Here is a 24,904-nt window from a genome sequence, read left to right as displayed (position 1 = left end):
ATGCCCAGCGTTCGCAGGACCGTCGCCGCCGTTTCCGTGCTGGCCGCGGCGGGCTCGACGGCCGCCGCGGGGCACGCCGAGGTGTACGCGCCGCCCGCCCCGGCGCCCGCGCTGTCGGCGCCGGCCCTCGACGCCCGCTACCAGGCGACCGCCCGGGACATCACGCGCGCCCTGGCCACCGCGGAGCGCGTCGGCGACAAAGGGCGGACACGGGCCCTGTCCGCCCTCCTGGGGCCGGGCCGACGGTTCCTGTCGTTCGACCCGCGAGGCGGCGGGCGCGCTGTGGAGGTCCTGGGCGACCTCAAGCACGCCGACCGGATCGCGGTGGTCGTGCCCGGCGCGGACAATTCGCTGGCCAACTACGACTCGCCCAAGTTCGTCGGCGGCGGCGGCCGGGCGCTCTACCGGCACGTCCACGCCACCGCGCCCGGCGCGCGGGTCGCCGTCATCGCCTGGCTCGGCTACGACTCCCCCTCGACGCTGAGCACCGACGCCCTGACGAGCGGACGCGCGGAGAACGGCGCGCGGAGTCTCGAACGTCTCCTCACCGGCGTGCACCGCGTGAACGGGCGGGCCCGGTTCGCGCTGCTCTGCCACAGCTACGGCTCGGTGGTCTGCGGCAAGGCCGCGAGGCGTCTGGCCCCCCTGCCGGTGGACGAGATCGCCCTGTTCGGCAGCCCCGGCACCACCCTGCGCCACGTCTCCGACCTCGGCACCCCCGCGCGCGTCTGGGCGGGCCGGGCGAAGGGCGACTGGGTGCGGTACGTCCCCCACGTCCGCTTCGCCGGGCTGGGGTTCGGCGCCGATCCCGCCTCGCCGGGCTTCGGCGCCCTGCGATTCGACGCCGGGACGGGCCCGCACAGCGGCTACCTGAGGCCCGGCTCCCTCGCGCTGCGCAACCTCGCCCTGATCGCCCTCGGCCGCGACGCGGAGGTCACCCATGCCTGAGCACAGGAGCCACGGCGAGGACGGAAACCGGGACCGGGCCGTGGACGCCCTGCAGACGCGCACCGTGTTCTTCCTCATCGGCGGATACTCGGCGTGGTTCCTCTGCGTCTACGCGGCGACGCTCCTGCACGGGCAGTGACCAGTGGACGCGACACGCCCGGGCCCGGCCGGCGATCGCGGCGGCCCACCGCTCCGCGCTGGGGATCTGCCTCTGGCACTGCGATGATCTTCGTCACCGTGGGGGCGTTGCTCGCGTTCGGTAGCCTGGACGGGTCGCACACCGTCCCCGACCGGCCGGAATGGATCGGCGGGCGCCTGGCGTGGCCGGTCGCCTTCGGCGGCGCGCTCGCCGCCGGCGGGGCACTCGCCGCCGCCTTCACGACACGGGGACGGCACGGGAGGGGCGCCGTCCCGGGAACCAACCCGGTCCCCGGCCCGTACATCTCCAGAGGCGTCTCCTGATCCACCGGGGGGTGAGCCGAGCCCACGCTGAACGATCTTCGATGGTAGAAAGGCGACGATGCCGCCGCACCTCACGACGACCTCGCCGCGTCCCGCGCGACGGCACGGCCGCCGGCTCCGGCGGGCCACCGCCGCCGCCGCGTCCATCGGGGTCGTGATGCTCACGACCGCCGGGACGGGCCACGCCGACCCGTACGCGGCGCCCGTCGCGGTCCCCAAGATGGCGCCGTCGACGCTGGACGCCCGGTACGCCGCCGAGCGCCGCTCCATCGAGGAGGCCCTCAAGACGGCGGAGAAGGTCGGCGACACCGACCGCCGCAAGGCGCTGGGCGCCTTCCTCCAGCCCGGGCGCCGCTTCCTCTACTTCGACCCGCGCGGCCGGGGACGGGCCATCGAGGTCATCGGCGACCTCACCCGGGCACGGCGCGTCGCGGTGCTCGTCCCCGGCGCCGACACCACGCTCTCCGCGTTCGACAAGCGGGGCGGCAAACCCTGGTCGACGCCCGGCGGGGGCGCGCGGGCCGTCTACCAGCAGGCCCGCTCCCAGTCGCCCCAACCCGGCCTGGCGGTCGTCGCCTGGCTCGGCTACGCGGCGCCCAAGACGTTCAGCAGCGACGTCCTCACCGCCGAGCGGGCCGCCGAAGGCGCCGTCCGGCTCCGCACGTTCGTCAAAGGCGTCCATCAGGTCAACCCGGGCGCGAGCGTGGGCCTCCTCTGCCACAGCTACGGCTCGGTCGTCTGCGGCCAGGCCGCCCTGAGCGGCTCCAAGAGCGCCGCCTGGAGGCAGGTCACCGACATCGCCCTCTACGGCAGCCCGGGGACGACCGCCTGGTCGGCGTCCAGGCTGAGCGGGTCGGCCCGCGTCTGGGCGGGACGGGGCTCGACCGACTGGATGGAGGACGTCCCGCACGTGCGGTTCCTCGGGCTCGGACTCGGCCCCGACCCGGTCTCCGCCGGGTTCGGCGCACGGGTCTTCGACGCCGGGCACGGAGGCCACAGCGACTACCTCGCCCCCGGCTCCGCGTCGCTGCGCAACCTCACCGACATCGCGCTCGGACGCGCCTCCGCGGTGACCCCCGAGTGACCCGGTTTCCTCGCTTCCGGCAGGGACACCGCAGGTGTGGTGGCACTCTGGGATGGTGAACACCGCGAACGAGGCCGAGATCCGCGAGCAGACCACCCAGCGCCTGGAGAAGGCGATGGGGACCTTCGGCACCGCGGCGCTGGCCAGCATGGAGGAGCAGCTCCCCTGGTTCCGGCGCATGCCCGCCGACCAGCGCTCCTGGATCGGCCTCGTGGCGCAGGCCGGCATCGCCGCGTTCGTGGAGTGGTTCAAGAGCAACGAGCGGTCCCGCCCCGCCATCGCCGGCGAGGTGTTCGGCACCGCGCCCCGCGAGCTGCTGCGCTCCATCAAGCTCCAGCACACCATCGACATGATCCGCGTCATCATCGACGTGGTGGAGACCCGGCTGGACGAGCTGGCCGCGCCGGGCGGCGAGGCCCAGCTCCGCGAGGCCATCCTGCGCTACACCCGGGACGTGGCGTTCGGCGCCGCCCAGGTCTACGCCCGCGCCGCCGAGACGCGCGCCGCCTGGGACGCCCGGCTGGAGGCCCTCGTCGTCAACGCGGTGCTGCGCGACGAGGTCGACGACGGCATGCACTCCTGGGCCGCCGCGCTCGGCTGGACGTCCAAGCCCGTCACCGTCATCGCCGGCTTCACCCCGGAGGACGAGGAGCCCGAGGTCACCATCGACCAGATGCAGCTGGCCGCGCGCCGCGCCCGCGCCGACGTGCTGGCCGGCGTCCAGGGGCACCGGGTCGTCGTGATCGTGGGCGGCGACACCGACCCCATGGAGGCCGCCCGCCCCATCGCCGCCAAGTGCGGGCCCGGCCCCGTCGTCGTCGGCCCGCAGGTCGCCGACCTCTACGAGTCCACGAGCTCCGCCCGCGCCGCCGTCGCCGGCCTGCGCGCCGCCGCCGGCTGGCCGGACGCGCCCCGTCCCGTCCTCGCCACCGAGCTCCTCCCCGAGCGCGCCCTCGACGGCGACGACGACGCGCGCGGCTACCTGGTGGAGAGCGTCTACAACCCGATGCTCGCCGCGGGAGCCCCGCTCCTGGACACGCTCACCACCTACCTCGAACAGGGTTCGTCGCTGGAGGCCACCGCACGGCTCCTGTTCGTCCACCCCAACACGGTCCGCTACCGGCTCCGCCGCGTCGCCGAACTGACCGGCCTGGCCCCCACCGACGGCCGCAACGCCTTCACCCTCCGCATCGCCCTGGTCCTCGGCCGATTCCACTCCCGCGCGGCCAGGACGACCGGATAGTCCGGCGGCGAGGGTGAGGAGCGTCGCACCGAGGGTCTCAGCCGGGGCTACAGGCGCTCACCAGGGTTTCTTGTAGAGGTCGTACAAAGCGCCAAGACCAAAGTTCGTCGTGATCGGCATCGTGGGCGCGGGCACATGACGGCAGGCTGGACGCTGTGATTCTCCTCGCATCGCCCGGCCAGGGCGCCCAGACCCCCGGCTTCCTGCAGCCATGGCTAGAGAAACCCGGCGTCGCCGACCGGTTCGCCTGGTGGTCGGCGGTCACGGGTCTGGACCTGGTCCGGTACGGGACGTCCGCGGACGCCGAGGAGATCCGTGACACCGCGGTCGCGCAGCCGCTGCTCGTCGCCGCCGCGATCGCCGCGGCCGAGGCCCTCTACGACGGCGCCCCCGGCGGGAAGGCCGGGCCGGACGCCGTCGCCGGGCACAGCGTCGGCGAGCTGGCCGCCGCCGCGATCGCCGGGGTGCTGACCCCCGAGGCCGCGCTGGTCCTCGTCCGGGAGCGGGGCCGGGCGATGGCCGAGGCCGCCGCCGTCACCGAGACCGGCATGACGGCCGTGCTCGGCGGCGACGAGGACGAGGTCCTCGCCGCGATCGACAAGCACGGCCTCACCCCCGCCAACGTCAACGGCGCCGGCCAGATCGTCGCCGCCGGGACCATCGAGCGGCTCGCGAAGTTCGCCGACGAGCCGCCCGCCAAGGCGCGGCTGCGGTCGCTGTCGGTCGCGGGCGCCTTCCACACCGAGCACATGGAGCCCGCCGTCGGCGCCCTGCGCCGCCTCGCGCCCGGCGTGCCCGTCGCCGACCCGCGGGCCAAGTTGCTCCAGAACCGCGACGGCGCCGTCGTCGAGAGCGGGCGCGACTTCGTCGCCCGGCTCGTCGAGCAGGTCAGCGCCCCCGTCCGCTGGGACGCGTGCATGGCGACCATGCGCGAGCTCGGCGTCACCGGGATCATCGAGCTGCCGCCCGCCGGGACGCTCACCGGCCTGGCCCGGCGCGAGCTGAAGGGCATCGAGCTGGTCGCCCTCAAGACCCCCGCCGACCTGGACAAGGCCCGCGAGCTGATCGAGGCGGACGCGTCATGACCACCGCGCTCACCATCCCCGAGGCCGCGCCCGGCGCCCGCATCCTGGCGTTCGGCGACTACCGCCCCGCGCGCATCGTCACCAACGACGACCTCGCGCTGAGCGTCGACACCAACGACGAGTGGATCCGCAGCCGCGTCGGCATCGTCGAGCGGCGCATCGCCGGGGACGACGAGGGCATCGTCGAGCTCGGCGTGCACGCCGCCGGCAAGGCGCTGGCGAACAGCGGCCTCGCCCCCTCCGACATCGACCTGGTGATCCTCGCGACCTGCTCGGCGGAGTCGCCGATGCCGGGCCACGCCGCGCAGGTCGCGCACCGCCTCGGCATCGAGGCGCCCGGCGCGTTCGACCTCAACGCCGCCTGCGCCGGCTTCTGCTACGCGCTCGCCACCGCCAGCGCCGCCGTCCGGGCCGGCAGCGCCCGCAACGCGCTGGTCATCGGCTCGGAGAAGATGTCCCAGTGGATCGACTGGACCGACCGCTCCACCTGCATCATCTTCGCCGACGGCGCGGGCGCGGCGGTCGTCACGGCCAGCGAGACCCCCGGCATCGGCCCCGTCGTGTGGGGCAGTGCCGGCGACAAGTACGACAAGATCATCATTGAGGACCGCAACTCGTTCATCCGGCAGGAGGGGCAGGCGGTGTTCCGCTGGGCCACCTCCGCCATCGCGCCGATCGCGATCCAGGCGTGCGAGCGGGCCGGGGTCAAGCCCGAGGAGCTCGCCGCCGTCGTCCCGCACCAGGCCAACCTGCGGATCATCGAGGCGATCGCCCGCAAGGTGAAGGCGTCCAACGCCGTCGTGGCCGACGACATCGTGCAGTCCGGCAACACCTCGGGCGCCTCGATCCCGCTGGCGCTGTCCCGAATGATCGAACGCGGCGACGTGCCGTCCGGCGCCCCGGCCCTGCTGGTCGGGTTCGGCGCCGGACTGTCCTACGCTGCCCAAGTCATCCAGATCCCGTAGGCCGTCACGCCTGCTCGCAGGCTCTGGACCAACCCACCGAAGGAGAACGCAGAACCATGGCAGTCGCCACCGAACAGCAGATCCTGGACGGCCTCGCCGAGATCATCGACGAGATCGTCGGCATCGACAAGTCCGAGGTCACCCCGGAGAAGAACTTCATCGACGACCTCGACATCGACTCGCTGTCGATGGTGGAGATCGCGGTGGCCGCGCAGGACCGGTTCGACGTCGAGATCCCCGACGACGAGCTGCGCAACCTGAAGACGGTCAAGGACGTCATCAACTTCGTCCAGAACCTGCAGAGCTGAGCCGCGGAGGGCGCGCCGCCACCCGGGAGGCGGCGCGCCCTTCCTCCTCCCCTCACAGTCCGCAAGGAGCACGCACTATGAGCAAGAGCCAGACCAGGGTCGCCGTGACCGGTCTCGGTGCAACGACCCCACTCGGCGGCGACATGCCGTCGACCTGGTCCGCCCTGCTCGCCGGCGAGTCCGGTATCCGCAAGCTGGACTGGGAGGGGGTCGACGACCTGCCGGTCCAGTTCGCCGCGACGCTGAAGGTCGACCCGTCCGAGGTGATGCCGAAGCAGAACCTGCGCCGGCTCGACCGCAACCAGGCGATCGCCCTGATCGCCGCGCGCGAGGCCTGGGCGTCCGCCGGGTTCGCCGTGCCCGCGGGCGGCAAGGGGCAGAAGGGCATGGACCGCCCCGGCGTCGACGGCGGCTTCACCGTGGACGGCGAGCGCCTCGGCGTGGTGCTGTCCAGCGGCATCGGCGGCCTGCACACCGCCCTGAACAGCTACGACGTCTTCCGGGAGAAGGGCTGGTCGCGGGTCTCGCCCTTCACCGTCCCGATGCTGATGCCGAACGGCGCCTCCGGGCACGTCGGCATCGAGTTCGGCGCGATGGCCGGCTCGCACGCCCTGGTCAGCGCCTGCGCGTCCAGCGGCGAGGCCGTCGGGTACGCCATCGACATGATCCGCGCGGGCCGCGCCGACGTGGTGATCTGCGGCGGCACCGAGTCGTGCATACACCCGCTGCAGATGGCCTCGTTCGGGGCGATGCGCGCGATGTCGACCCGCAACGAGGAGCCGGCGCGCGCGTCCCGGCCCTACGACAAGAACCGCGACGGCTTCGTGCTCGGCGAGGGCGCCGCCGTGATGATCCTCGAATCGGAGGAGCACGCCCGCGCCCGCGGAGCGCAGATCCACGGCTTCGCGTCCGGCTGCGGCTACTCCGGCGACGCCTACGACATCGTGCTGCCCGACCCGTCCGGGTCCGGGCAGGCCAAGGCGATGCAGCGGGCCCTCAAGGACGCGGGGCTGGAGCCCGCCGACCTCGTCCACATCAACGCGCACGCGACCTCCACGCCCGCCGGGGACGTCGCGGAGCTGGCCTCCATCAAGGCGGGGCTCGGCGAGGAGGCCGCGCGCCAGGTGGTCATCACCGCGACCAAGTCGATGACCGGTCACCTGCTCGGCGGCGCCGGCGCCCTTGAGTCGATCTTCACGGTGCTGGCCCTCAAGGAGGGCGTCGTCCCGTTCGTGGCCAACCTGGAGGACCTCGACGACGAGGTCGACCTCGACATCGCGCGCGACGAGCCGCGCAAGCTCCCCGACGGCCCGGCCGCGGCGCTCAACAACTCGTTCGGCTTCGGCGGCCACAACGTGTCGGTCGCTTTCGAGCGCGCTCTCTGATCCCTTCTCCGCCAACGGCCCGGCCGGGTTCCCACCCGCCGGGCCGTTCGCGTGCGCGCGCGTCCCGCCGGAGCCTGCTCACCGGTGCGTGATGGCCTGCTCAAGTAGCTCCTGGAGGGCACGCTGCTGCTGGGCGGTGAGGCCCGCCAGCGGTGAGTCCTGGGCCAGGAGTTCAAGGAGCCGTTCGCGGAGCACGTTCCCGTCGGCGGTAAGGACGAGGAGCCTGGCACGGCGGTCGGTGGGGTGAGCCCGGCGCTCGACGAGCCCCTGCTTCTCCAGCTTGTCGATGACGAAGGTGGCGTTGGAGGGCTCGCAGCTCATGCGCTCGGCGAGCTCCCGCATGGTCATCGGCCCGGTCATCTCCCGCAGCGCGGTGGCCTGGGCCGCGGTGACGCCCAAGGTGACGGCGCGTTCGCGCACGTGGTCGGCGATCTGCTGGGCCAGCCCGTTCACCAGACCGCACACCTCGCGCTCGGCGGCCGCCTGGGGCTCCCGGGACGTCGTCATGCCTCCATCCTAGCAAGTACATCAAGCCATAATAATTAGAGCTTGAATGTTTCTAGCTTGATGCTTATGGTGGTGCCGTCGCCGCGCGGCACGGCGGCGACCTGACACCGGGAAGATGGAGGCACCATGACGAACTCCGTGGTCGACCAGGCCGAGCGGTTGCGGCGGCCGGCGGGAATCCGCTCGCTCACGCTGGGCGACACGAGGGTGTCCTACGTACCGGACGGCGCCGTGCGGCTCCCTCCGCGCGGCTGGCTTCCGGACACCACCGAGGAGGCGTGGATCGCCAACCCCGACTACCTGGACGACTCCGGCCACCTCGTGGCGAGCATCGGCGGCCTGCTGGTGGAGCACGGCGACCGCGCACTGCTGATCGACGCGGGGTTCGGGCCGCAGTCCCTGCCGCCCGACCCGGGCACCCCGCGCGGCGACATCCACGGGGGCGCGCTCCTCGACAGCCTGGCCGAGCTCGGCCGGCGGCCGGAGGAGATCGAGGCCGTCGCCTTCACCCACCTCCACCCCGACCACCTCGGCTGGGCCTGGCATCCCGCCCCGGGAAGCGACCGCCCCGCGTTCGCCCACGCCGATCACCTGGTGTCCGAGGCGGAATGGGCAGGACGCGACCTGATGGCGGCGCACGGCATGGCCGAGGAGATCGCCGCCCTGGCTCCGCACGTCAGGACGGTGACCGAGGGCCAGGAGATCTTCCCCGGGGTGCGGGTCCGGATCACCGCCGGTCACACGGCCGGTCACGCCGAGTACGTCATCACCTCGGGCGGGCGGCGGCTGATCGCGTTCGGCGACGCCCTGCACTCACCGATCCAGATCGGCCACCCCGAATGGTCCGCGTCCGTCGACCACGACCCGGCCCGGTCGGCCGGCCACCGCCGCCGCCTCGTCGCCGAACTGGAGGAGCCCGGCACGATCGGCTTCGGCGTCCACTTCGCCGACGTGGTGTTCGGACGGGTCCGCCGGGACGGCGGCGGCCCCGCCTGGCACCCCGTGGACACGGACGCCTCCCCCGCCGCCGGGCACCGTCCGTGACGCCCCGGCCCGCGATCAGTTCACGGGACCCGGAGGGTGATGAGCGCGATGTCGTCGCGCGGCATGCCCTCCTGGAAGTCCAGGACGCGGTCGACGACGCGGCCGGTGATGCCGCCGGCGTCGAGGGCCCGCACGTCGGACAGCAGGCCGGCGAGCCGGTCCTCGCCGAAGAACTCCCGGCCGCGGCGCGCCTCGCTGACCCCGTCGGTGAAGAAGAGGACGGCGTCGCCGGACCGCAGCTCCACGGGCTCGTCGGCCAGCACCACGTCCTCGAGCAGCCCGAGCAGGTCGCCGGGGCGGCCGAGAGGCCGCACCTCACCGGAGGAGGCCGCCAGGAGCGGCGCGGGATGGCCGCCGAGCGAGACGGTCAGGAGCGGCCCGCCGCCCGGGCCGCTCTCGATGCCGGCGTAGACGGCGGTACAGAACCGCTCCGCGCCGTGGCCCAGCAGGGACGCGTTCAGCTTCCGGAGGACGTCGGCGGGCGACTCGGCCTCCGTGGCGACCGCCCGCACCGTGTACCGCGCCAGGCTCGTCACCACCGCGGCCTCGGCCCCCTTGCCGCACACGTCCCCCAGCACCAGCCCCCACCGGCCGGGGGCGATCTCGAAGACGTCGTAGAAGTCGCCTCCCACCTCGTCGCCGGCCCCGGCCGGGCGGTAGGCGTCGCCCACCTCCAGACCGGGCACGGGCGGCAGCTCGGGCGGGATGAAGCTGCGCTGCAGGGTCTCGGCGAGCTGCCGGGCGCGCGCCTCCGACTCCCCCGCGCGCCGGCGGGCGTACAGGAGCTCACGCTCGTACTCCCGGCGGTCGATGGCGCGGAAGACGCACATCCGGACGGCGGGGGCCCCGCCCGGCTCCTCCGGCCGCAGCGTCGAGTTCACCAGCACCGGCAGGCGCTCGCCGCCGGCGCACTTGAGCTCGACGGCGATCTCGCGGACCTCGCCCTGCATGGTCAGCAGCGGCGTGAAGTGCGTCTCGTAGTAGATGCGGTCGCCGACGGGGAGCAGGTCCTGGAAGCGCGCGCCGCCGAGCAGGTCGTCCGCGCGGTAGCCCGTCCAGTCGAGGAACGTCCGGTTGACCCTGGTGATCGTCCCGGGGGGACTCAGCGACAGGTAGCCGCAGGGGGCGTGCTCGTAGAGGTCCCGCAGGCGGGCGAGCTCCTCAGGCCCGCCGGGCATCGGGGCCACTCGGGACCTTCCTCAGGAACGCCTTGATCGCCGCGATCGTCTCCTCGGGCGCGCTCAGGTTGGGGCAGTGCCCGGTCGCGCGCAGCCGCACCAGCTCGCTTCCGGGGATGGCGCGGTGCACGTAGTCCCCCACCGCCTCCGGGGCGATGATGTCCTCCGAGCACTGCAGGAGCAGCGTCGGCACGCTCAGCCCCGGCAGGTCGGCCCGGTTGTCGGACAGGAAGGTCACGCGCGCGAACTGCCGCATGATGTCGGGGTCGGTGCGGCAGAAGGAGTTGGTCAGCTCCCGGCCCAGCTCGGGGCGCTCCGGGTTCCCCATGATCATCGGCGCCATCCGGCTGGACCAGCCGAGGTAGTTGCTCTCCAGCGACTCCAGGAGCTCGCCGATGTCGGCGCCGCTGAACCCGCCGACGTAGTCCCCGTCGTCGACGTAGCGGGGAGAGGGGCCGACCAGGACGAGGCGGGCGAAGCGGTCCGGCTCCCGGTTGGCCGCCAGCACCCCGATCATCGCGCTGACGGAGTGCCCGACGAAGATCACCTCGTGCAGGTCCAGCTCGTGGACGATGTCCAGGACGTCCTCGGCGTAGGCGTCCAGGGAGCCGTAACGCCCGGCCGAGTACGCCGCCAGATCCGAATCCCCCATCCCGACGTGGTCGAAGAGGATGACCCGATGGTCGGCCTCGAAGGCCGGCGCGGTGAGCCGCCACATCGTCTGGTCGCACCCGAACCCGTGCGCGAAGACCATGGGCTGCCCCGACCGTCGGCCCAGGTCCTGCACGTTGTTGCGGGTCAAGGCGGACATCTTCCCAGCCTGCCCCGGGCTCCCGCTTCCACACCTCGCGGACGCCCGGCGGTGCGCGTGGTCGCCTCCCGGCGGCGGGAGCGTACGAGTCGCGGGACGGGTACGCGCTCCGCGCGGGCGACGGCGGTCGCGCCGCGGGCTCGTCAGACGGCGGCGTGCAGCCAGCGGACGGGGGCGCCGTCGCCGGCCCTGCGGAAGGGCTCCAGCTCGTTGTCCCACGGCGTGCCGAGCAGCCGGTCGAGCTCCTGCTCCAGGGTGGCCTTGCCGACGGCGGCGTTCGCCATCACCGCGCGCAGCCGGTCCTCGGGGATCATGATGTCGCCGCTGGCGCCGATGACCCCGGTGAACACCCCGAGGGTCGGGGTGAAGCTGAAGCGGACGCCGTCGGTGCCGGGCGTCGGGTCCTCGGTGGCCTCGAACCGCACCAGTTTCCAGTTGCGCAGCGCGGAGGTGATGCCCGCGGCGGTACCGGGCCTGCCCTCCCAATGGAGCTCGGCGCGCAGCGTTCCGGGCGCGGCCGGCTGATCTGCCCACTCAAGGGAAACGGGCACCCCGAGAACACCTGCGGCGGCCCACTCGATGTGCGGGCTCAGCGCAGGTGGCGCGGAGTGGACGTAAAAAACGCCACGTGCGGTCACCGGACCTCCTGGATCTGTACCGAGGCTCGTCTTCCCCTACGGCCTCGTACGTCCCAAGTCGGCGTCCGCGTCCCTCATTGTGCATCATCGGCCGGTGTCGCACCACCGTGAGTTCGCAGTTTGTTGAACGCTTGAACACAGGATGCACATCGTTCACCCGCCGCCTCCGTCAAGATCCACTATTGCGAAGGGGACCGGGGTGTGCGCTCGCCGCCGAGTGAGACTCGTCACGGATGCCACCATCGGCCACGTTCCGCTCGTTTCCCGGCACCGAGCGTCACCGTTCCGCCACGATGAGCGAAACGGCCGGTGCGGCGGAGGTGGGGCTCGATGTTCGATCAACAGGCGCGGCTGGACCGGGTGCTGGCGCGGCACGCGGACGCGGTCGTGGTGGAGCCGCTGCCGGGGCGGCCGGCGCTGATCCGCCGGAACGAGCTCCTGGTCGCGGGGCGGGACGCCGGCGCGGCCGAGTCGCTGGTGCGTCGCTGGTACGACTCGCGCCACGACGAGGGCGGCGTCACGCGGCTGCGGCTGCGCGCCCCCGCGAAGGTCGACGTGTGCGAGCTGGCGGCCGTCCTCGGCGGCGCGGCCCGGCGGCGCCGCGGGCTGAGCGCGGCGCCGAACCACCTCGTCCTCGGCCAGCCGATGTGGTGGAGCGGGCCCGCGGACCTGCCCCGCCCGGCCCCTCCCCTGCCCGCGCCGCAGGCCGTCCCGGTCCGGCGGGACGTGACGGTCGCGATCCTGGACACCGGCCTGTCCCCGCACCCCTGGTACGAGAACGAGGAGTGGTACCGCGAGCAGCGCCACGAGGCGGCGGAGGTCCTGGACGCCGATCTGGATTTCGCGCTGGACGCGCAGGCGGGGCACGGCACGTTCATCGCGGGGGTCGTGCTGTCCCAGGCGCCGTCCGCCGCGCTGCGGGCGCGCCGCGTCATCGACGGCCATGGGATCGGCGACGAACTGGAGGTGATCCGGGCGCTGGAGTGGCTCGCCGCCTGGGGCCGCGCCGACATCGTCAACATCTCGCTCGGGTGCCACACCTACGACGACCGCCCCTCGCCGGTGCTCTCCCAGGCGGTCGCCGCGCTCGGCCGCCGGACGGTCGTCGTGGCGTGCGCGGGGAACGCGGCGACGGACCGCCCGTTCTGGCCCGCCGCGATGAAGCCCGTCATCGGCGTCGCCGCCCTGGACGGAGACGACCGGGCCTGGTTCTCCAACCACGGGTGGTGGGTCGACGCGTGCGCGCAGGGCGTGGACGTGGCCAGTGCCTTCGTCCGGTTCGACGGCCCTCGCCGAGCGGTGAACGGTGCCGATCCCGACCGGTTCGACGGCTACGCGACATGGAGCGGGACGTCGTTCGCGACACCGGTCGTGGCGGGACGGATCGCCGCCCTCGCGGCGCGGGAGGGCGTCGGCGCGTCCGAGGCGGCCGACCGCGTCCTCGATCCCGCGCGGCACCCGGTACTTCCGGGCCTCGGCACCGAAGTGCACCCCGCGTCATCGCCCGATGCCATAGGGTGAAGGGGGAGCGGGGGGCCTCGGGAGGATACTTCGGTGGCCCGAAGGGACGATACGGACGAGCTGGTGGTCCGGGCACGCGACGGCGACGGTGACGCGTGGGCCCGGCTGGTCGAGCGGCACAGCGGGCTGCTGTGGTCGATCGCCCGCTCGTACGGGTTGAACGACGCCGATGCCGGCGACGCGGTGCAGACCACGTGGCTGCGGCTGGTGGAGCGGATCGACGAGCTCCGCGAGCCCGCGGCGGCCGCGTGCTGGCTGGCCACGACGGCGCGCCATGAGAGCCTGCTGCTGGCGCGCCGGCGCGGCCGCACCCTGCCGACGGTGCCCGCGCCGCGCGAGCCGGAGCCCGACCCCGCGCGGGTCGTCGCGGCGCGCGAGCGGCTCGGCATGGTCGGTGCGGCGCTGGAGCGGCTGCCGCTGCGCTGCCGCACCTTGCTGCGGCTGTTCGCGCTCGCGCCGAGCCACGCCGAACTGGCCGCCGCCCTCGGCATTCCCGTCGGCAGCGTCGGCCCGACGCGGGCGCGCTGCCTGGAGTCGCTGCGGAGGCTCGTCCCGTGAACGACGACGAGCTGATGGCGGGAGTCCGCGAGACGTACCAGGTCCTCGACCCCGTGCCGGCGGCCGTCCTCGCGGCGGCCCGCGCGTCTATCGCGTGGCGCGCGCCGGCCGCGCGGCTGGCCGAACTGGAGCACGACCGGGGCGGCCGCGCGGCGGGGGTGCGGGGCGGCCCGGCCCGGACGCTGACGTTCACCTGCCCGGGCGTGACGGTCGAGATCGAGGTGACGCCGGACGGCCGGCTCCGGGAGATCCACGGGCGGCTCGTCCCGTCCGCGGAGGCGCTCGTCGAGGTCCGGCACCGCGACCTGCCGCCGGGCGGGATCACGGCGCGCACGGAGCCCGCGGGAATGTTCTGGCTGCCGCGCGTCCCGACCGGGCTGGTGAGCCTGATCCTGCGGCTGGACGACGGCACGTCGATCGTCACGAGCTGGATCCGGCTGTGACCGGGCGCGACGAGCGCACCCTGCTGCGAATGGCGGCGAGGGATCCCGCGACCGCCTTCACACGGGCGCTCGCGCTGCTGGAGGACGGCGGCGGCGTCCTGCCGCTGCGCGTGGCGGGGCTGGCCGCCAAGGAACTGGGACGGCTGGACGAAGGGCTCGCCTTCCTCCGTCGCGCCCTTGAGCTGGCCTCCGGGTCCGACCCGTACGCCGCGGCGCAGGTGCGGATGAATCTCGTCGGGCTGCTCACGGCGAGCGGTGACGTCACCGAGGCGCTCGCCCACGCGCGGCGGGCCGAGACCGTCCTGAGCGGGCCCGACGCCGATCGCCTGGCCGCGAACAAGGCGGGCGCTCTGGCACGGGCCGGGCGCCTGGAGGAGGCGCACCAGGTCGCCGTGCAGGCCTTGCCCCGGTTACGCGCGGGGCAGGATCCCGCGGCGCTCAACGGTCTGCTCACCAACCTCGGCCTGGCGCGGGTGTTCCGCGGCGACTACGACGGCGCGGAGGAGGCGCTGGCCGAGGCCGTCGCCGTCGGCGAGGCCGCCGGGTTGCGCCACCAGACGGCCATGGCGAAGGGGAATCTGGCCTTCACGGTGTCGCGGCGCGGAGACGTCCCGCGCGCGCTCCGTCTCTTCGCGGAGGCCGAACAGGGCCTGACCGGTGAGCGCCTGGCGCAGAGCCGGTTCGACCAGGCGGAGACCCTCATCATGGCCGGTCTGCCGGGCGAGGCACGTCCCGTCCTCACCGCCGCCCTGGACGCGGCCACGGCGAACGGGTACCGATGCGACACAGCGGACGGCCATCTGCTCCTCGCCCACGCAGAACTGGCCGACGGCAACGCGGAGGAGGCCACGGTCGCGGCGGAGCGCGCCCGCACGGAGTTCACCGGGCAGGAGCGCACGGGATGGGCGCTTCTGGCCGAGCATGTGCTGCTCAAGGCGCGGTGGGCGTCCGGTGAACGGTCCGCCGTCCTGCTCCGTTCGGCCGCGGCCACGGCGGAACGGCTGGAGAGCGGCGGCTGGGCGGACGCCGCCGACGAGGCCCGCATCGTCGCCGCGCGCGTGGCGCTGTCGCTGGGCCGCCCGGCGGGGCACCTGCTGGCGTCCGTCCGGCGCACGAGCGGCCCGGCCTCGGGCCGGATCGCCGCCTGGCACGCCATCGCCCTCGAACACTCCGCCAGGGACGCCCGCAAGGGCGCGGTGGCGGCGGTCAGGGCGGGGCTGGAGGTGACCGAGGAGCACGCGGAGGCCCTGGACGCGCTCGACCTGCGCGCCCGCGCGGCCGGTCTCGCCACGGAGCTGGCGGAGCTCGGCCTCCGCCTGTCCGGGTCGGCGCGGGAACTGCTCGCCGTGGAGGAGCGGCGGCGGGCGATCGCGCGGCCGGTCCGCGTCCGCCCGCCGAGAGACCCCGAGCGCGCCGCCGCGCTGACCGCGCTGCGCGCCCTCAGCGTCGACCGCACGGCCGACACCGCCCGCGGCGGGGCCCCCGCCGCGCCGCCGGCGGACCTGACCGCGCTGGAGGCCAAGATCCGCGAGCGGACGCGCCGCCGCCCGTCCGGCGCGTCCCCGGGCCGCCCGGCCGCGGCCGGCGAGGTCGCCGCCGAGCTCGGCGACCGCGCCCTCGTCGAGCTGATCGCGATCGGCGACGAGCTGCACGCCGTCACCGTCGCGGGCGGCCGCGCCCGCCGCCACCGCCTCGGCCCGGGCGACGGGGCGCGCCGCGAGACCGGCCTGCTCCGCTTCGCCGCCCGCCGCCTCGCCGAGGACGGCGGACCGCCGGCGCCGTCCGCCGGCACCGGCGCGGCCGAACGCCTCGACCGCCTCCTGCTGGCCCCGCTCCGCCCCGTCCTGGGCGACCGCGAGCTGGTCATCGCTCCGACGGGCGTCCTGCACGGGCTGCCCTGGGCGACGCTCCCGTCCCTGGCGGGGCGCCCGTTCACGGTCGTCCCGTCCGCCGGGGCCTGGCTCCACGCCCGCAGGCGCGCGCCCTCCGGCGGGCACGCCGTCCTCGTGGCGGGCCCCGACCTCCTGCACGCCGACCGTGAGATCGCCGCCCTCCGCCGCCTCCACCCCGGCGCCGTCGTCCTGGACGGCCCGGACGCCCGCGCCGAACCCGTCCGCGACGCCCTGGAAGGGGCCGCGCTCGCCCACGTCGCCGCCCACGGCGAGTTCCACCAGGGCAACGCCCTGTTCTCCCGGCTGCGCCTGGCCGACGGCCCCCTCATGGTCCACGACCTCGACGAGCTCGCCGATCCGCCGCACCTGATCGTCCTGTCCGCGTGCGACATCGGCCGCGCCGACGAGGGCGACGCCGTCCTCGGCATGGCCGGCGCCCTGCTGGCCCTCGGCACCGCCACCGTGATCGCCAGCGTCCTGCCCGTCCGGGACGACGCGACCGCGGCCTTCATGACCGCCTTCCACACGGCGCTGGAGGCCGGGAAGACCCCCTCCCGGGCGCTGGCCGCCATCACCCGTGCGCCGGCCACGACCGGTTTCCTCGCCATGGGCGCCGGCTGACGCCGCGGGCCGGGTCAGCCCTCGCCGACGGCGACCGGGTTGCCGGGATCGGACACCCAGTTCGACCAGGACCCCACGTAGAGGGCGGCCGGGATGCCGGCGAGGTGCAGGGCGAGGATCTCGTGGGCGGCGGTGACACCCGAGCCGCAGTAGGCGCCGACGTCGAGGGCGTCGGTGGCGCCGAGCTGCGCGAACCGCTCGCGCAGCAGTTCCGGCGGCAGGAACCGGCCGTCGACGCCGACGTTGCCGGAGGTGGGAGCGTTCCGGGCGCCCGGGATGTGCCCCGCCACGGGGTCGACGGGCTCCTGCTCGCCGCGGTAGCGCTCGGCGGCGCGGGCGTCCAGCAGCACGCCCGCCCGGGCCAGCTCGGCGGCGCCCTCGGCGTCCAGGACGGGCAGGCGGCCGGGGGCGGCGACGAAGTCGCCCGGCTTGGCCTCGGGTTCGGCGGTGCTCACCGCGTGCCCCGCCTCCGTCCAGGCGCGGTAGCCGCCGTCCAGGACGCGGACCCGGTCGTGCCCGAAGTAGCGCAGCGACCACCACACCCGGGCGGCGGCCGTGGAGTCGGCGTCGTCGTAGACCACGACCAGGCTGTCGGCCGTGACCCCGGCACGGCGCATCGCCGCCTCGAAGGCGGCGGGGTCCGGCAGGGGGTGGCGGCCGCCGGGGCCGGGCGGCCCGGCCACGTCGCGGTCGAGGTCGACGAAGACGGCGCCGGGCAGGTGCCCCTTGCGGTAGGACTCGATCCCCGGCGGCCCCGCCAGATGCCATCGGACGTCCAGCAGGACCACGTTCGCCCGCCGTCGGAGCAGCCGGTCCAGCGCGGGCACTTCGATGAGAGGGTGCACATCGCCAGTTTGGCCGCCGTTGCCCCGATTAGGGAGGGGCGAATCCGGGTTCATCTCAACTCCGCGGGATCTCAGGGCCGGGACGCGGTGAGCAGCGGCACCAGTTGCTCGGCCGGGACGAGGGACCCGTGCATGCCGACCATCGAGTCCAGCCACGGCTCCCGTTCGGACGCGACGATCGCGAGGTCGGCGTGCGGGACGGCGATCACGTCGCCGATCCGCTCCAGCATCCCGGGGCCGATCGCGCCGAACCAGCCGTTCTCGACGGCGTGCTCGCGGCCGACGACCCAGGCGCGGTCGCCCAGCGTCTCCGCCCAGGCGGCGAGAACGTCCGCGTGGGCACCCGGCTCGCTGTAGACGTAGCGGGCGCGGGCGTCCCCGCCGAGCAGGGCGACGCCCGCCGCCAGTGCGGGCACGGTGTCGGCGTCGATCCGCTCGTCCGGGTCGACCATGCCGTGGTCGGCGGTCACGTAGAGGGACGAGCCCGGCGGCAGGGCCTCCGTGAGGCGCTGCGCGAGGCCGTCGACGTACCGGAGCATGTGCCGCCAGTCGGCGGAGCCGACCCCGAACCGGTGGCCGGTCGCGTCGAGTTCGGCGTAGTACACCGTCACGTAGGCGCGGTCGCCGCGGCGCAGGGCCAGCACGGCGCGGTCGGCGAGCTGATCGGGCCCGCGGCCCGCGATGTAGTCGGCGCCGCGCGTGGTGGCGCGGCTGAGGCTGGACCCCCGGTAGAGGGGCTCCGCCACGTACGCGACCTCGACGCCGTCCGCGGCCGCCCGCCCGTAGGCGGTCGGGACCGGCTGGAACGTCTCGGGCTCGACGGTGTCGTCCTCCCAGCGCAGGCAGTTCAGCATCCGCCCGGTGCCGGGGACGGCGATCTGCACGCCGAGCAGCCCGTGCTCGCCGGGCGGGGCGCCGGTGGCCAGCGAGCCGAGGCTGCTGACGGTCGTCGCCGGGAACCCTGCCGTGATCGGGCCGCCGTCCATCGCGTTCAGGAACGGCGCCTCGCCGGGATGGGCCCTCAGCTGCTCCCAGCCGAGGCCGTCGACCAGCAGAACGCAGACGCGCGGCACGGCGGGCAGGCCCAGGACGTTCGCGGCGCCGGGCACGCCCAGCGCGGCCAGCGCCGAGGTCGGCAGGTCGGCCAGCGCGGCCTCGCCGTACCGCGGGACGGGCGGTTCGGGAAGCAGCGGGCCCTGGCCGGACTCCCCGCGCCGCGCGGCGGCCGCCTCGCTCACCGCGCGGTCGCGGCGGACAGTTCCTCGGCGAAGGCCAGCACCTGGCTCACGGCGTCCGCGCCGTCCGCCGCCTCGCTGACCCGCAGCGACAGGTCGTCGGCCGTGACGCTGCCGGTGTAGCCGTGGTCGGCCTCGCAGTTCTCGTCGCCGCACGTCGCCGGTTCGAGGTCGATGTGGGCGATGGCGCCCCAGCCGATGGTCAGCACCACCTCGGTGGGCGGAACCCCCGGCACGTAGGAGGCCGGGTCCGGGACCACCCGCGTCACCGCGACCGACTGGACGCGTTCCAGCTTGACGGCCTCGGTGGTGGTGGACGCGTGGGGCCGCGTCATGCCCTCGCCGGGCGGATGCTCGTCGGTGTGGCACACCAGCAGCCGGTTCGCCGACAGCACGAGCACGGTCACGTGCCGCCGCACCTCCATCGCGGGGTCGAAGGTCGCCTCGTGGTGGACGACGTAGGCGGTGACGCGCTCGTCCCCGACGGCCGACTCGACCGCGTCCGCGACCAGGGCCGGGTAGTAACCGCTGCGCTCGATCGCCGTGCGCAGACCACTGACGGTCGCTCGGGTTTCCCTCATGGCCCCATCCTGCCCTGTCCGGGGCCGGACGCGCACATGACCGCCGCGGCGCACGGTCATATGTCCGTGTGCGGGGTAGAGGGTGGGCATGGACGAGCATCCACTGCCGACCCCGCCGCCGGTGCCGCCGCCCACGCCGGACCCGGCGCCTCCCCCGCAGCCCCCGGTGCCGCCCGAGCCGCCGCCCGGCCCCGCCCCGGGTCCCGCGCCGCAGCCGCCCGGCCCCGTCCCGCCCGGTCCCTCGCCGGAGCCGGTGCCGCCGGGCCCGCCGCCGGAGCCCATGCCTCCCGGACCGCCGCCCGAGCCGTCCCCGCCCGCTCCCGGACCGGAGCCGTTCCCGCCGGGGCCCGCGCCCGACCCCGTCCCGCCGACCCCGGAGCCCAGCCCTCCCCCGCCCCCGGGCTGACGCCTCCGGGCCGGGTCAGAGGTGGCGCGGCTCCAGTTCGGGGCGTGGGCCGAGGGGGCGCTGCAAGGTGAGCGTCACCGCCCGCACCGCGACACCGGACGGGCCGACCATGACGGGGCTCAGCTCCAGCCGCGCCACCTCCGGAAGGTCGTAGCCGAGGCGGGACGCGCGCAGCAGCAGTTCCTCCAGGGCCCCGAGGTTCACCGGATCGGCGCCCCGGTGCCCCAGCAGCAGCGGGGCGGTGCGGATCGCGCGGATCATCTCCGCGGCCTCCGCGTCCGCCAGCGGCGACAGGCGGTAGGCGCGGTCCTCCAGCAGCTCGGCGGTCTCGTCGGCGATCCCGAAGGAGATCAGCGCCCCGAACGAGGGGTCCTCCCTGACGACGATGCGGGTCGCGACCCCGTCCGTCCCGCCGGCGAGCCCGATGCCGTAACAAGCCAAAAGCTCCGCCGCCTGCTCGGGCGCGACCTCCACGGGGCCGCCGTCGCCCAGCCACGCGGCGACCAGCTCACGCGCCTTGGCGCGGTCCACGTTCTCGAACACCGGCATGCGGCCGGGGGGACGCTGCCGCCACCGCGCGTACCGGATCACGTACGCCAGCGCCCGGACGGCGTCCTCGGGCGCCGTGTAGGACGGCACGGAGCCCTCCGCCGCCATCCCGTCGGGGCCGGTGACGCGCAGCTCGGCGGGCATGCCCTCGGTGCCGAGATAGGTCGCCACGATCGGCTTCCTGCCCTCGGCGGACAGCCGGAGGATCCGCTCGGGGACGCGCAGGTCGTAGCCGCCGATCGTCGGGGGCGTGAACAGCGCCACGACCGCGTCGACCGTGTCGTCGTCCAGCGCCCCGGCGAGGGCGGCCTCGTAGTCGTCGGCGTCGGCGCGGGGGCCGAGGTCGATGCGGGGCCGGACCTCCAGGCCGAGCGCGACGGCCTCGTCCTGCGCCAGCAGGCCCAGCGAGTTGGAGTTGTCGATGATCGCGATGCGGTCGCCGGCCGGGAGCGGCTGGTAGGCCAGCACCTGCGCCACGTCGAAAAGCTCCGCCAGGTCCTCCACCCGGATCACGCCGGCCTGCTCGAACAGCGCGCTGACCGCGTGGTCGGGCAGGGTGAGCGCCCGTGCCGCGTGCCCGATCGGGACGCCCTGCGTGCTGCGCCCGCTCTTCACCGCCACGATCGGCTTGCGGCGGCCGAGCCTGCGCGCCAGCCGCGCGAACTTACGGGGGTTGCCCAGCGACTCCAGGTACAGCAGGACGGCCCTGGTGGCCGGGTCCTCCTCCCAGTACTGCATCAGGTCGTTGCCGGAGACGTCCGCCCGGTTCCCCGCCGAGACGAACGTCGACAGGCCGAGGCCGCGTGCGGCGGTCCGCTGCAGGATGGCGATGCCCAGCGCACCCGACTGGGAGAAGAACCCCACCGGGCCCCGCCCCGGCATGGTCGGCGCCAGGGTCGCGTTCAGCCGCACGTCGGGGTCGGTGTTGGCGATGCCGAGGCAGTTGGGGCCTACGACCCGCATCCCGTAGGCGCGCGCCAGCCGCACCAGTTGCTCCTGGGCCGCCCGGCCTTCCTCCCCCACCTCGCCGAAGCCGGACGACACGACGACCAGCCCCCGCACGCCCTTGCCCGCGCACTCCTCCACGACCTCGTGGACGGCGTCGGCCCGCACCGCCACGACCGCGAGGTCCACGTCGTCCGGGATCTCCAGGACGGACGCGTACGCGCGGACCCCGGCCACCGCGACCGCCGTCGGGTGCACCGGGTACACGGGGCCGCTGAAGTCCCCGGAGAGCAGGTTCCGCAGGACCGTCTGGCCGACGCTGTGCTCGGCCCGGCTCGCCCCGATCACCGCCACCGACCCCGGGAACAGCAGACGCTGGATCGAGCGCGACTCGGCCCGGTGCTCGCGCGCCGTCATGACCTCCAGCGAGGTGTCGGTCGGCTCCAGGTCGAGGACGAGCTCGATCACGCCCTCCTCGAAGCGCTGCTCCGCCCGGTACCCCGCCTCCCGGAACACCCGGGTCATCCGGCGGTTGTCCGGCAGGACGCTCGCCACGAACCGGCGCACCCCCCGCTCCCGCGCCGCCGCCGCGATGTGCTCCAGCAGCACCGCGCCGAGCCCGCGGCCCTGGTGCGCGTCCTCCACGAGGAACGCCACCTCCGCCGTCTCCGGCCGGTCGGCGAGCCGGTCGTAGCGGACGACCGCCACCATCTCCCCCGCGATCGTGGCGATCAGCGCGGCGCGCCGGTCGTAGTCGACGGTCGTGAAGTGCTCGACCTCGCGGTCCGACAGCTGGGGGCGCGGCGAGAAGAACCGGTAGTAGATCGACTCCGGGGACAGCCGCGCGTGGAACGTGCGCAGGAGATCGGCGTCCTCGGGCCGGATGGGACGCAGATGGGCCGTCCCGCCGTCGCTGAGGACGACGTCGGCCTCCCACTGATCCGGATAACGCTCGGTCACGTACCCGAGGGTAAGGCACGGATGCGTGACGGCCCCGCGACGAAAAAACCGGCTTCCTCGGTTTCGCTGCGCGTTCGAGACCTAATCCGGGCTCCGGAGCTGTTACGGTCGACCACACGCCCAAGAATTGCCGCTCGCGCGGGCCGTGTTGATCGAGGTGATGACTCCATGACGCGCGTGGTCGTGGTCGGCGATCTTATGACAGACACCGTGGCGCGTGCCGCGTATCCCCTGGCCAAGGGGAGCGACACGCCCGCCGCCGTGACGACTCACGGTGGCGGCTCCGGCGCCAACGTGGCCGCATGGCTCGCCGTGGAGGGGACCGACGCCGCATTCGTCGGCCGCCGCGGCTCCGACATCGCCGGCCGTAACCGGGACATGGAGCTGATGGGCTACGGCGTCGACGCCCGCCTCGTCATGGACCAGGAACGTCCCACCGGCACCTGTGTGGTCATGGTCACCCACAAGGGCGACCGGACGATGCTGTCGGATCCCGGCGCCAACGCCGCCCTCCTGCCGGAGGACATCGAGCGCTGCAAGGACCTGTTCTCCGGCGGCACCCATCTGCACCTGTCGGGGTACGCCCTGATCAACGAGGGGTCCCGCAAGGCGGCCATCCACACCCTGGAGATCGCCCGCAAGACGCAGATGTCGGTCTCCGTGGACGGCGGCTCGTCCTCCCCGCTCAAGCGGATGGGCGCCGAGCCCTTCCTGGAGTGGACGCAGGGCGCCCGCCTCCTGGTCGTCAACGCCAAGGAGGCCGAGATCCTCACCGGCCGCGACACGCCCGAGCAGGCCGCGAAGGTGCTGACCGCCTGGTACCCGCAGGTCGTGATCACGACCGGTGCCGACGGGGCCCTGTGGTACACCAACGGCCGGCCCGAGCCGGTCACCGTCGCGGCGGAGCCCGTCGAGAAGATCATCGACGGCACCGGCTCCGGCGACGCGTTCGTCGCCGGGTTCCTCCCGCCGTGGCTCGACGGCAAGCAGCCGGCCGACGCCCTCACCGCGGGCTGCCGCCTGGCCGCCCGCGCCATGCAGCACCTGGGCGCCCGCCCGACCCTCGACGTGGTGGACAACCAGATCAAGTAGGGCCGGCCCCCGCCGGAGCGGTCGCTCCGGCTCCGTCGATGAGGCGCGGGCCGGCGCCGGCCCCGCGGCGTGCCCGGCGCCGTCCGCACCTCCCGTCCGGCGGCCGAGGCTCGGCGGACGCTCAGGCGAGCGGAGTGTAGGTGCGGACGTCCTCCCTGACCGCGTCCCAGAGGCGGTTGAGGGGGTGGCCCGCGTCGTAGCGTTCGAGGTCGGCGCGGCGCACGAAGGCGCCCGTCATGAGCTCGGCCTTGGGCTCCAGATCGTCGTGCAGCCCGATCGCGCGCAGCGGGACGGCGTCGGGGTCCTCCTGCGCGGCCATGCCCCGCCCGATCGAACCGGTGACGATCATGCAGCCGCGCACGAACCCCGACCGCAGCAGCGACAGCCCGTAGTGCACGTCGTCGATGTCGGCGACGACGTTGAGCCGCTCGCGGAAGTTCGTCCCGTACCAGGTGGCGAGCAGGTCGGCGACGAGCCCGGCGGGCGGCACCACCAGCGGGATCCGCCCGAGGCGGCTGGTGCGCACCGGCGTGCCGGGCAACTCGGCCTCCGGCAGGTTGGTGAGCAGCAGCGCCTGGCCCCGGGCGTACTCGACGACCTCGTACTCCTGGAGGCGCAGGTCGCCCTCCTGGGTGCTGACGATGCTGCCGCAGATGAGGTCGACCTGGCGGGTCTCCAGCCGCGACCACAGGTCCTTGGTGCGGACGTGGGCGACCTTGAACTCGACCTCGCGCTGCCGGAACTCCTCCGAGACCCGGTCCCAGGCCCTGGAGACGATCGGCAGGGTGAACTCGGTGGTGCCGACCGTCAGCATGCGGCCGAGGCGGCGCCGGCTCCAGTGAATGGACTCCAGCCATTTCCCGAACGTCGTCCGCGCCAGTTCGACCGTGGTCTCCCCCGTCGGGGTGAACAGGTAGTCCTTTCCGCGCCCCTGCCGGACGGTCAGGACCTCGCCGCACAGCACCTGGCTGTTGCGGTTCAGCGTGTCGAGCTGCTTCTGGACGCTCGACTGCTCGCGGCCCAGCACCCGCGCCGCCCGCAGCGCCGACCCCGTCTCGTGCACCACCAGCAGGGTCCGCAACTGGTCGAACGTCATGTCGAGCAGACCGGGCGGACACTCCAGCAGCGAGTCGAGGGTCGGTGGCACGGGGAGGGACATTACTACCTCTTCCGGGACCGCGCGGAAATGGCCGCGGGGCCAACTAAGCGGGAAATGATGACATTTCCGCCTGAACTTATCTCAAGATGTTCTCCTAAACAACTGGACAGAGTTTTCTAACCTCTAGAACACTTTCCTTCGAGCCGCTCCTCGCCGCCGTCACCCGTCCCACTCCCAGGACGGCGGCGCTCCCGGGCGCGCCCCGGTGGTGCCGGCCACCGGGGCCGCCGCCCGGCGCCCTGGTCTCCCGTTCGCCGCGGCTCTTCTCCGCCGCGGCGCCGGGACAGGACGCCGGCCCGTGCGCGGGGCCGCGCGCACGGGCCGGCCCGAAAACGTCCCGCCCGCGCCCAACGGGGGCGCGCGGGCGGCACACCCCCTCCAGGACGGCGTGGGGGGCCCCCCCGGGCCCCCCCCCCCGCGGGGCGCCAGCCTGAGAAGG

25 protein-coding genes are annotated in these 24,904 nt (G+C 74.4%); 16 read left to right on the top strand and 9 right to left on the bottom strand.

The window, feature by feature from the left end; genetic code table 11:
- The 9 genes from AB0C84_RS15415 to AB0C84_RS15375 all read left to right on the top strand — a co-directional run bounded on the left by AB0C84_RS15415 (position 1) and on the right by AB0C84_RS15375 (position 7,480).
- Entirely contained in the window at positions 1-948 is a 948-nt protein-coding gene (locus AB0C84_RS15415) for an alpha/beta hydrolase (protein WP_361065946.1), read from the top strand.
- Positions 941-1,087, top strand: coding sequence for a hypothetical protein (locus tag AB0C84_RS15410; protein WP_361065943.1), 147 nt, complete (start codon positions 941-943; stop codon positions 1,085-1,087). The genes AB0C84_RS15415 and AB0C84_RS15410 overlap by 8 nt, the downstream gene beginning before the upstream one ends.
- 83 nt (positions 1,088-1,170) lie before the next feature.
- A complete protein-coding gene (locus AB0C84_RS15405) occupies positions 1,171-1,410 on the top strand; it encodes a hypothetical protein (protein WP_361065940.1) in 240 nt (79 codons plus the stop codon).
- A 58-nt stretch (positions 1,411-1,468) separates the two neighbouring features.
- Positions 1,469-2,494, top strand: coding sequence for an alpha/beta hydrolase (locus AB0C84_RS15400; RefSeq protein WP_179847209.1), 1,026 nt, complete (start codon positions 1,469-1,471; stop codon positions 2,492-2,494).
- A 55-nt stretch (positions 2,495-2,549) separates the two neighbouring features.
- The gene (locus AB0C84_RS15395) at positions 2,550-3,737 is read left to right on the top strand and encodes a helix-turn-helix domain-containing protein (RefSeq protein WP_339154504.1); all 1,188 of its coding nucleotides are present in this window, start codon (positions 2,550-2,552) and stop codon (positions 3,735-3,737) included.
- 155 nt (positions 3,738-3,892) lie between these two features.
- Positions 3,893-4,822 (top strand): ACP S-malonyltransferase, encoded by a 930-nt coding sequence (locus AB0C84_RS15390; protein WP_361065936.1) that lies wholly within the window; start codon positions 3,893-3,895, stop codon positions 4,820-4,822.
- Positions 4,819-5,787 carry a beta-ketoacyl-ACP synthase III gene (locus AB0C84_RS15385; RefSeq protein ID WP_361065933.1) on the top strand — a complete coding sequence of 323 codons (969 nt, stop codon included), beginning with the start codon at positions 4,819-4,821 and terminating at the stop codon, positions 5,785-5,787. Before AB0C84_RS15390 ends, AB0C84_RS15385 begins: the two co-directional genes overlap by 4 nt.
- A 56-nt stretch (positions 5,788-5,843) precedes the next feature.
- On the top strand, positions 5,844-6,095 hold the full coding sequence (locus AB0C84_RS15380) for an acyl carrier protein (protein WP_179847205.1): 252 nt from the start codon (positions 5,844-5,846) through the stop codon (positions 6,093-6,095).
- Between the two features lie 77 nt (positions 6,096-6,172).
- Positions 6,173-7,480, top strand: coding sequence for a beta-ketoacyl-[acyl-carrier-protein] synthase family protein (locus tag AB0C84_RS15375; RefSeq protein ID WP_179847204.1), 1,308 nt, complete (start codon positions 6,173-6,175; stop codon positions 7,478-7,480).
- A gap of 78 nt (positions 7,481-7,558) precedes the next feature.
- On the opposite strand, the gene AB0C84_RS15370 is transcribed toward AB0C84_RS15375, so the two are convergent.
- Positions 7,559-7,987 (bottom strand): MarR family transcriptional regulator, encoded by a 429-nt coding sequence (locus AB0C84_RS15370; RefSeq protein WP_361065929.1) that lies wholly within the window; start codon positions 7,985-7,987, stop codon positions 7,559-7,561.
- A gap of 126 nt (positions 7,988-8,113) precedes the next feature.
- Between AB0C84_RS15370 and AB0C84_RS15365 the strand changes: the two genes are divergently transcribed.
- Positions 8,114-9,031, top strand: a complete 918-nt coding sequence (locus tag AB0C84_RS15365) for an MBL fold metallo-hydrolase (protein WP_361065926.1) — start codon at positions 8,114-8,116, stop codon at positions 9,029-9,031.
- A 20-nt stretch (positions 9,032-9,051) separates the two neighbouring features.
- On the opposite strand, the gene AB0C84_RS15360 is transcribed toward AB0C84_RS15365, so the two are convergent.
- The 3 genes from AB0C84_RS15360 to AB0C84_RS15350 all read right to left on the bottom strand — a co-directional run bounded on the left by AB0C84_RS15360 (position 9,052) and on the right by AB0C84_RS15350 (position 11,658).
- Positions 9,052-10,209, bottom strand: a complete 1,158-nt coding sequence (locus AB0C84_RS15360) for a SpoIIE family protein phosphatase (protein ID WP_361066269.1) — start codon at positions 10,207-10,209, stop codon at positions 9,052-9,054.
- Positions 10,193-11,020: an alpha/beta hydrolase gene (locus AB0C84_RS15355; protein ID WP_361065923.1), complete on the bottom strand. Its 828-nt coding sequence runs from the start codon at positions 11,018-11,020 to the stop codon at positions 10,193-10,195. Before AB0C84_RS15355 ends, AB0C84_RS15360 begins: the two co-directional genes overlap by 17 nt.
- Before the next feature lie 143 nt (positions 11,021-11,163).
- Positions 11,164-11,658: a DUF3145 domain-containing protein gene (locus AB0C84_RS15350; protein WP_179836505.1), complete on the bottom strand. Its 495-nt coding sequence runs from the start codon at positions 11,656-11,658 to the stop codon at positions 11,164-11,166.
- A gap of 330 nt (positions 11,659-11,988) precedes the next feature.
- On the opposite strand from AB0C84_RS15350, the gene AB0C84_RS15345 reads away from it, so the two are divergent.
- From AB0C84_RS15345 to AB0C84_RS15330, 4 genes are read left to right on the top strand one after another with little or no spacing between them, the layout of a single operon-like run.
- Positions 11,989-13,179 (top strand): S8/S53 family peptidase, encoded by a 1,191-nt coding sequence (locus tag AB0C84_RS15345; protein ID WP_361065920.1) that lies wholly within the window; start codon positions 11,989-11,991, stop codon positions 13,177-13,179.
- A gap of 33 nt (positions 13,180-13,212) precedes the next feature.
- Positions 13,213-13,737 carry a sigma-70 family RNA polymerase sigma factor gene (locus AB0C84_RS15340; protein ID WP_312879509.1) on the top strand — a complete coding sequence of 175 codons (525 nt, stop codon included), beginning with the start codon at positions 13,213-13,215 and terminating at the stop codon, positions 13,735-13,737.
- Positions 13,734-14,180: a hypothetical protein gene (locus AB0C84_RS15335; protein WP_361065917.1), complete on the top strand. Its 447-nt coding sequence runs from the start codon at positions 13,734-13,736 to the stop codon at positions 14,178-14,180. The genes AB0C84_RS15340 and AB0C84_RS15335 overlap by 4 nt, the downstream gene beginning before the upstream one ends.
- The gene (locus AB0C84_RS15330) at positions 14,177-16,693 is read left to right on the top strand and encodes a CHAT domain-containing protein (protein ID WP_361065914.1); all 2,517 of its coding nucleotides are present in this window, start codon (positions 14,177-14,179) and stop codon (positions 16,691-16,693) included. The genes AB0C84_RS15335 and AB0C84_RS15330 overlap by 4 nt, the downstream gene beginning before the upstream one ends.
- Positions 16,694-16,707: 14 nt before the next feature.
- Here AB0C84_RS15330 and AB0C84_RS15325 read toward each other — a convergent pair whose 3' ends face one another.
- The 3 genes from AB0C84_RS15325 to AB0C84_RS15315 all read right to left on the bottom strand — a co-directional run bounded on the left by AB0C84_RS15325 (position 16,708) and on the right by AB0C84_RS15315 (position 19,354).
- The gene (locus tag AB0C84_RS15325; protein WP_361065911.1) at positions 16,708-17,538 is read right to left on the bottom strand and encodes a sulfurtransferase; all 831 of its coding nucleotides are present in this window, start codon (positions 17,536-17,538) and stop codon (positions 16,708-16,710) included.
- A gap of 71 nt (positions 17,539-17,609) precedes the next feature.
- On the bottom strand, positions 17,610-18,776 hold the full coding sequence (locus AB0C84_RS15320; RefSeq protein WP_361065908.1) for a nucleotide pyrophosphatase/phosphodiesterase family protein: 1,167 nt from the start codon (positions 18,774-18,776) through the stop codon (positions 17,610-17,612).
- Entirely contained in the window at positions 18,773-19,354 is a 582-nt protein-coding gene (locus AB0C84_RS15315) for a DUF5998 family protein (RefSeq protein WP_258939299.1), read from the bottom strand. Before AB0C84_RS15315 ends, AB0C84_RS15320 begins: the two co-directional genes overlap by 4 nt.
- A gap of 88 nt (positions 19,355-19,442) precedes the next feature.
- On the opposite strand from AB0C84_RS15315, the gene AB0C84_RS15310 reads away from it, so the two are divergent.
- A complete protein-coding gene (locus AB0C84_RS15310; protein WP_258939298.1) occupies positions 19,443-19,760 on the top strand; it encodes a hypothetical protein in 318 nt (105 codons plus the stop codon).
- A 15-nt stretch (positions 19,761-19,775) separates the two neighbouring features.
- Here the strand turns inward: AB0C84_RS15310 and AB0C84_RS15305 are convergent, their stop codons facing one another.
- A complete protein-coding gene (locus tag AB0C84_RS15305) occupies positions 19,776-22,214 on the bottom strand; it encodes a GNAT family N-acetyltransferase (protein ID WP_361065904.1) in 2,439 nt (812 codons plus the stop codon).
- A gap of 168 nt (positions 22,215-22,382) precedes the next feature.
- Here AB0C84_RS15305 and AB0C84_RS15300 point away from each other — a divergent pair, with 168 nt between their 5' ends.
- Positions 22,383-23,306: a sugar kinase gene (locus tag AB0C84_RS15300; protein ID WP_179847196.1), complete on the top strand. Its 924-nt coding sequence runs from the start codon at positions 22,383-22,385 to the stop codon at positions 23,304-23,306.
- A 121-nt stretch (positions 23,307-23,427) separates the two neighbouring features.
- Here the strand turns inward: AB0C84_RS15300 and AB0C84_RS15295 are convergent, their stop codons facing one another.
- A complete protein-coding gene (locus AB0C84_RS15295; RefSeq protein WP_361065901.1) occupies positions 23,428-24,453 on the bottom strand; it encodes a LysR family transcriptional regulator in 1,026 nt (341 codons plus the stop codon).
- Positions 24,454-24,904: the final 451 nt, after the last annotated feature.

This window comes from Actinomadura sp. NPDC048955 (genome assembly GCF_040649435.1).
Classification (GTDB): domain Bacteria; phylum Actinomycetota; class Actinomycetes; order Streptosporangiales; family Streptosporangiaceae; genus Spirillospora; species Spirillospora luteofluorescens.
The sequence above is the reverse complement of the archived record's forward strand: the minus strand, read 5'-3'. Positions and strand labels throughout refer to the sequence as shown.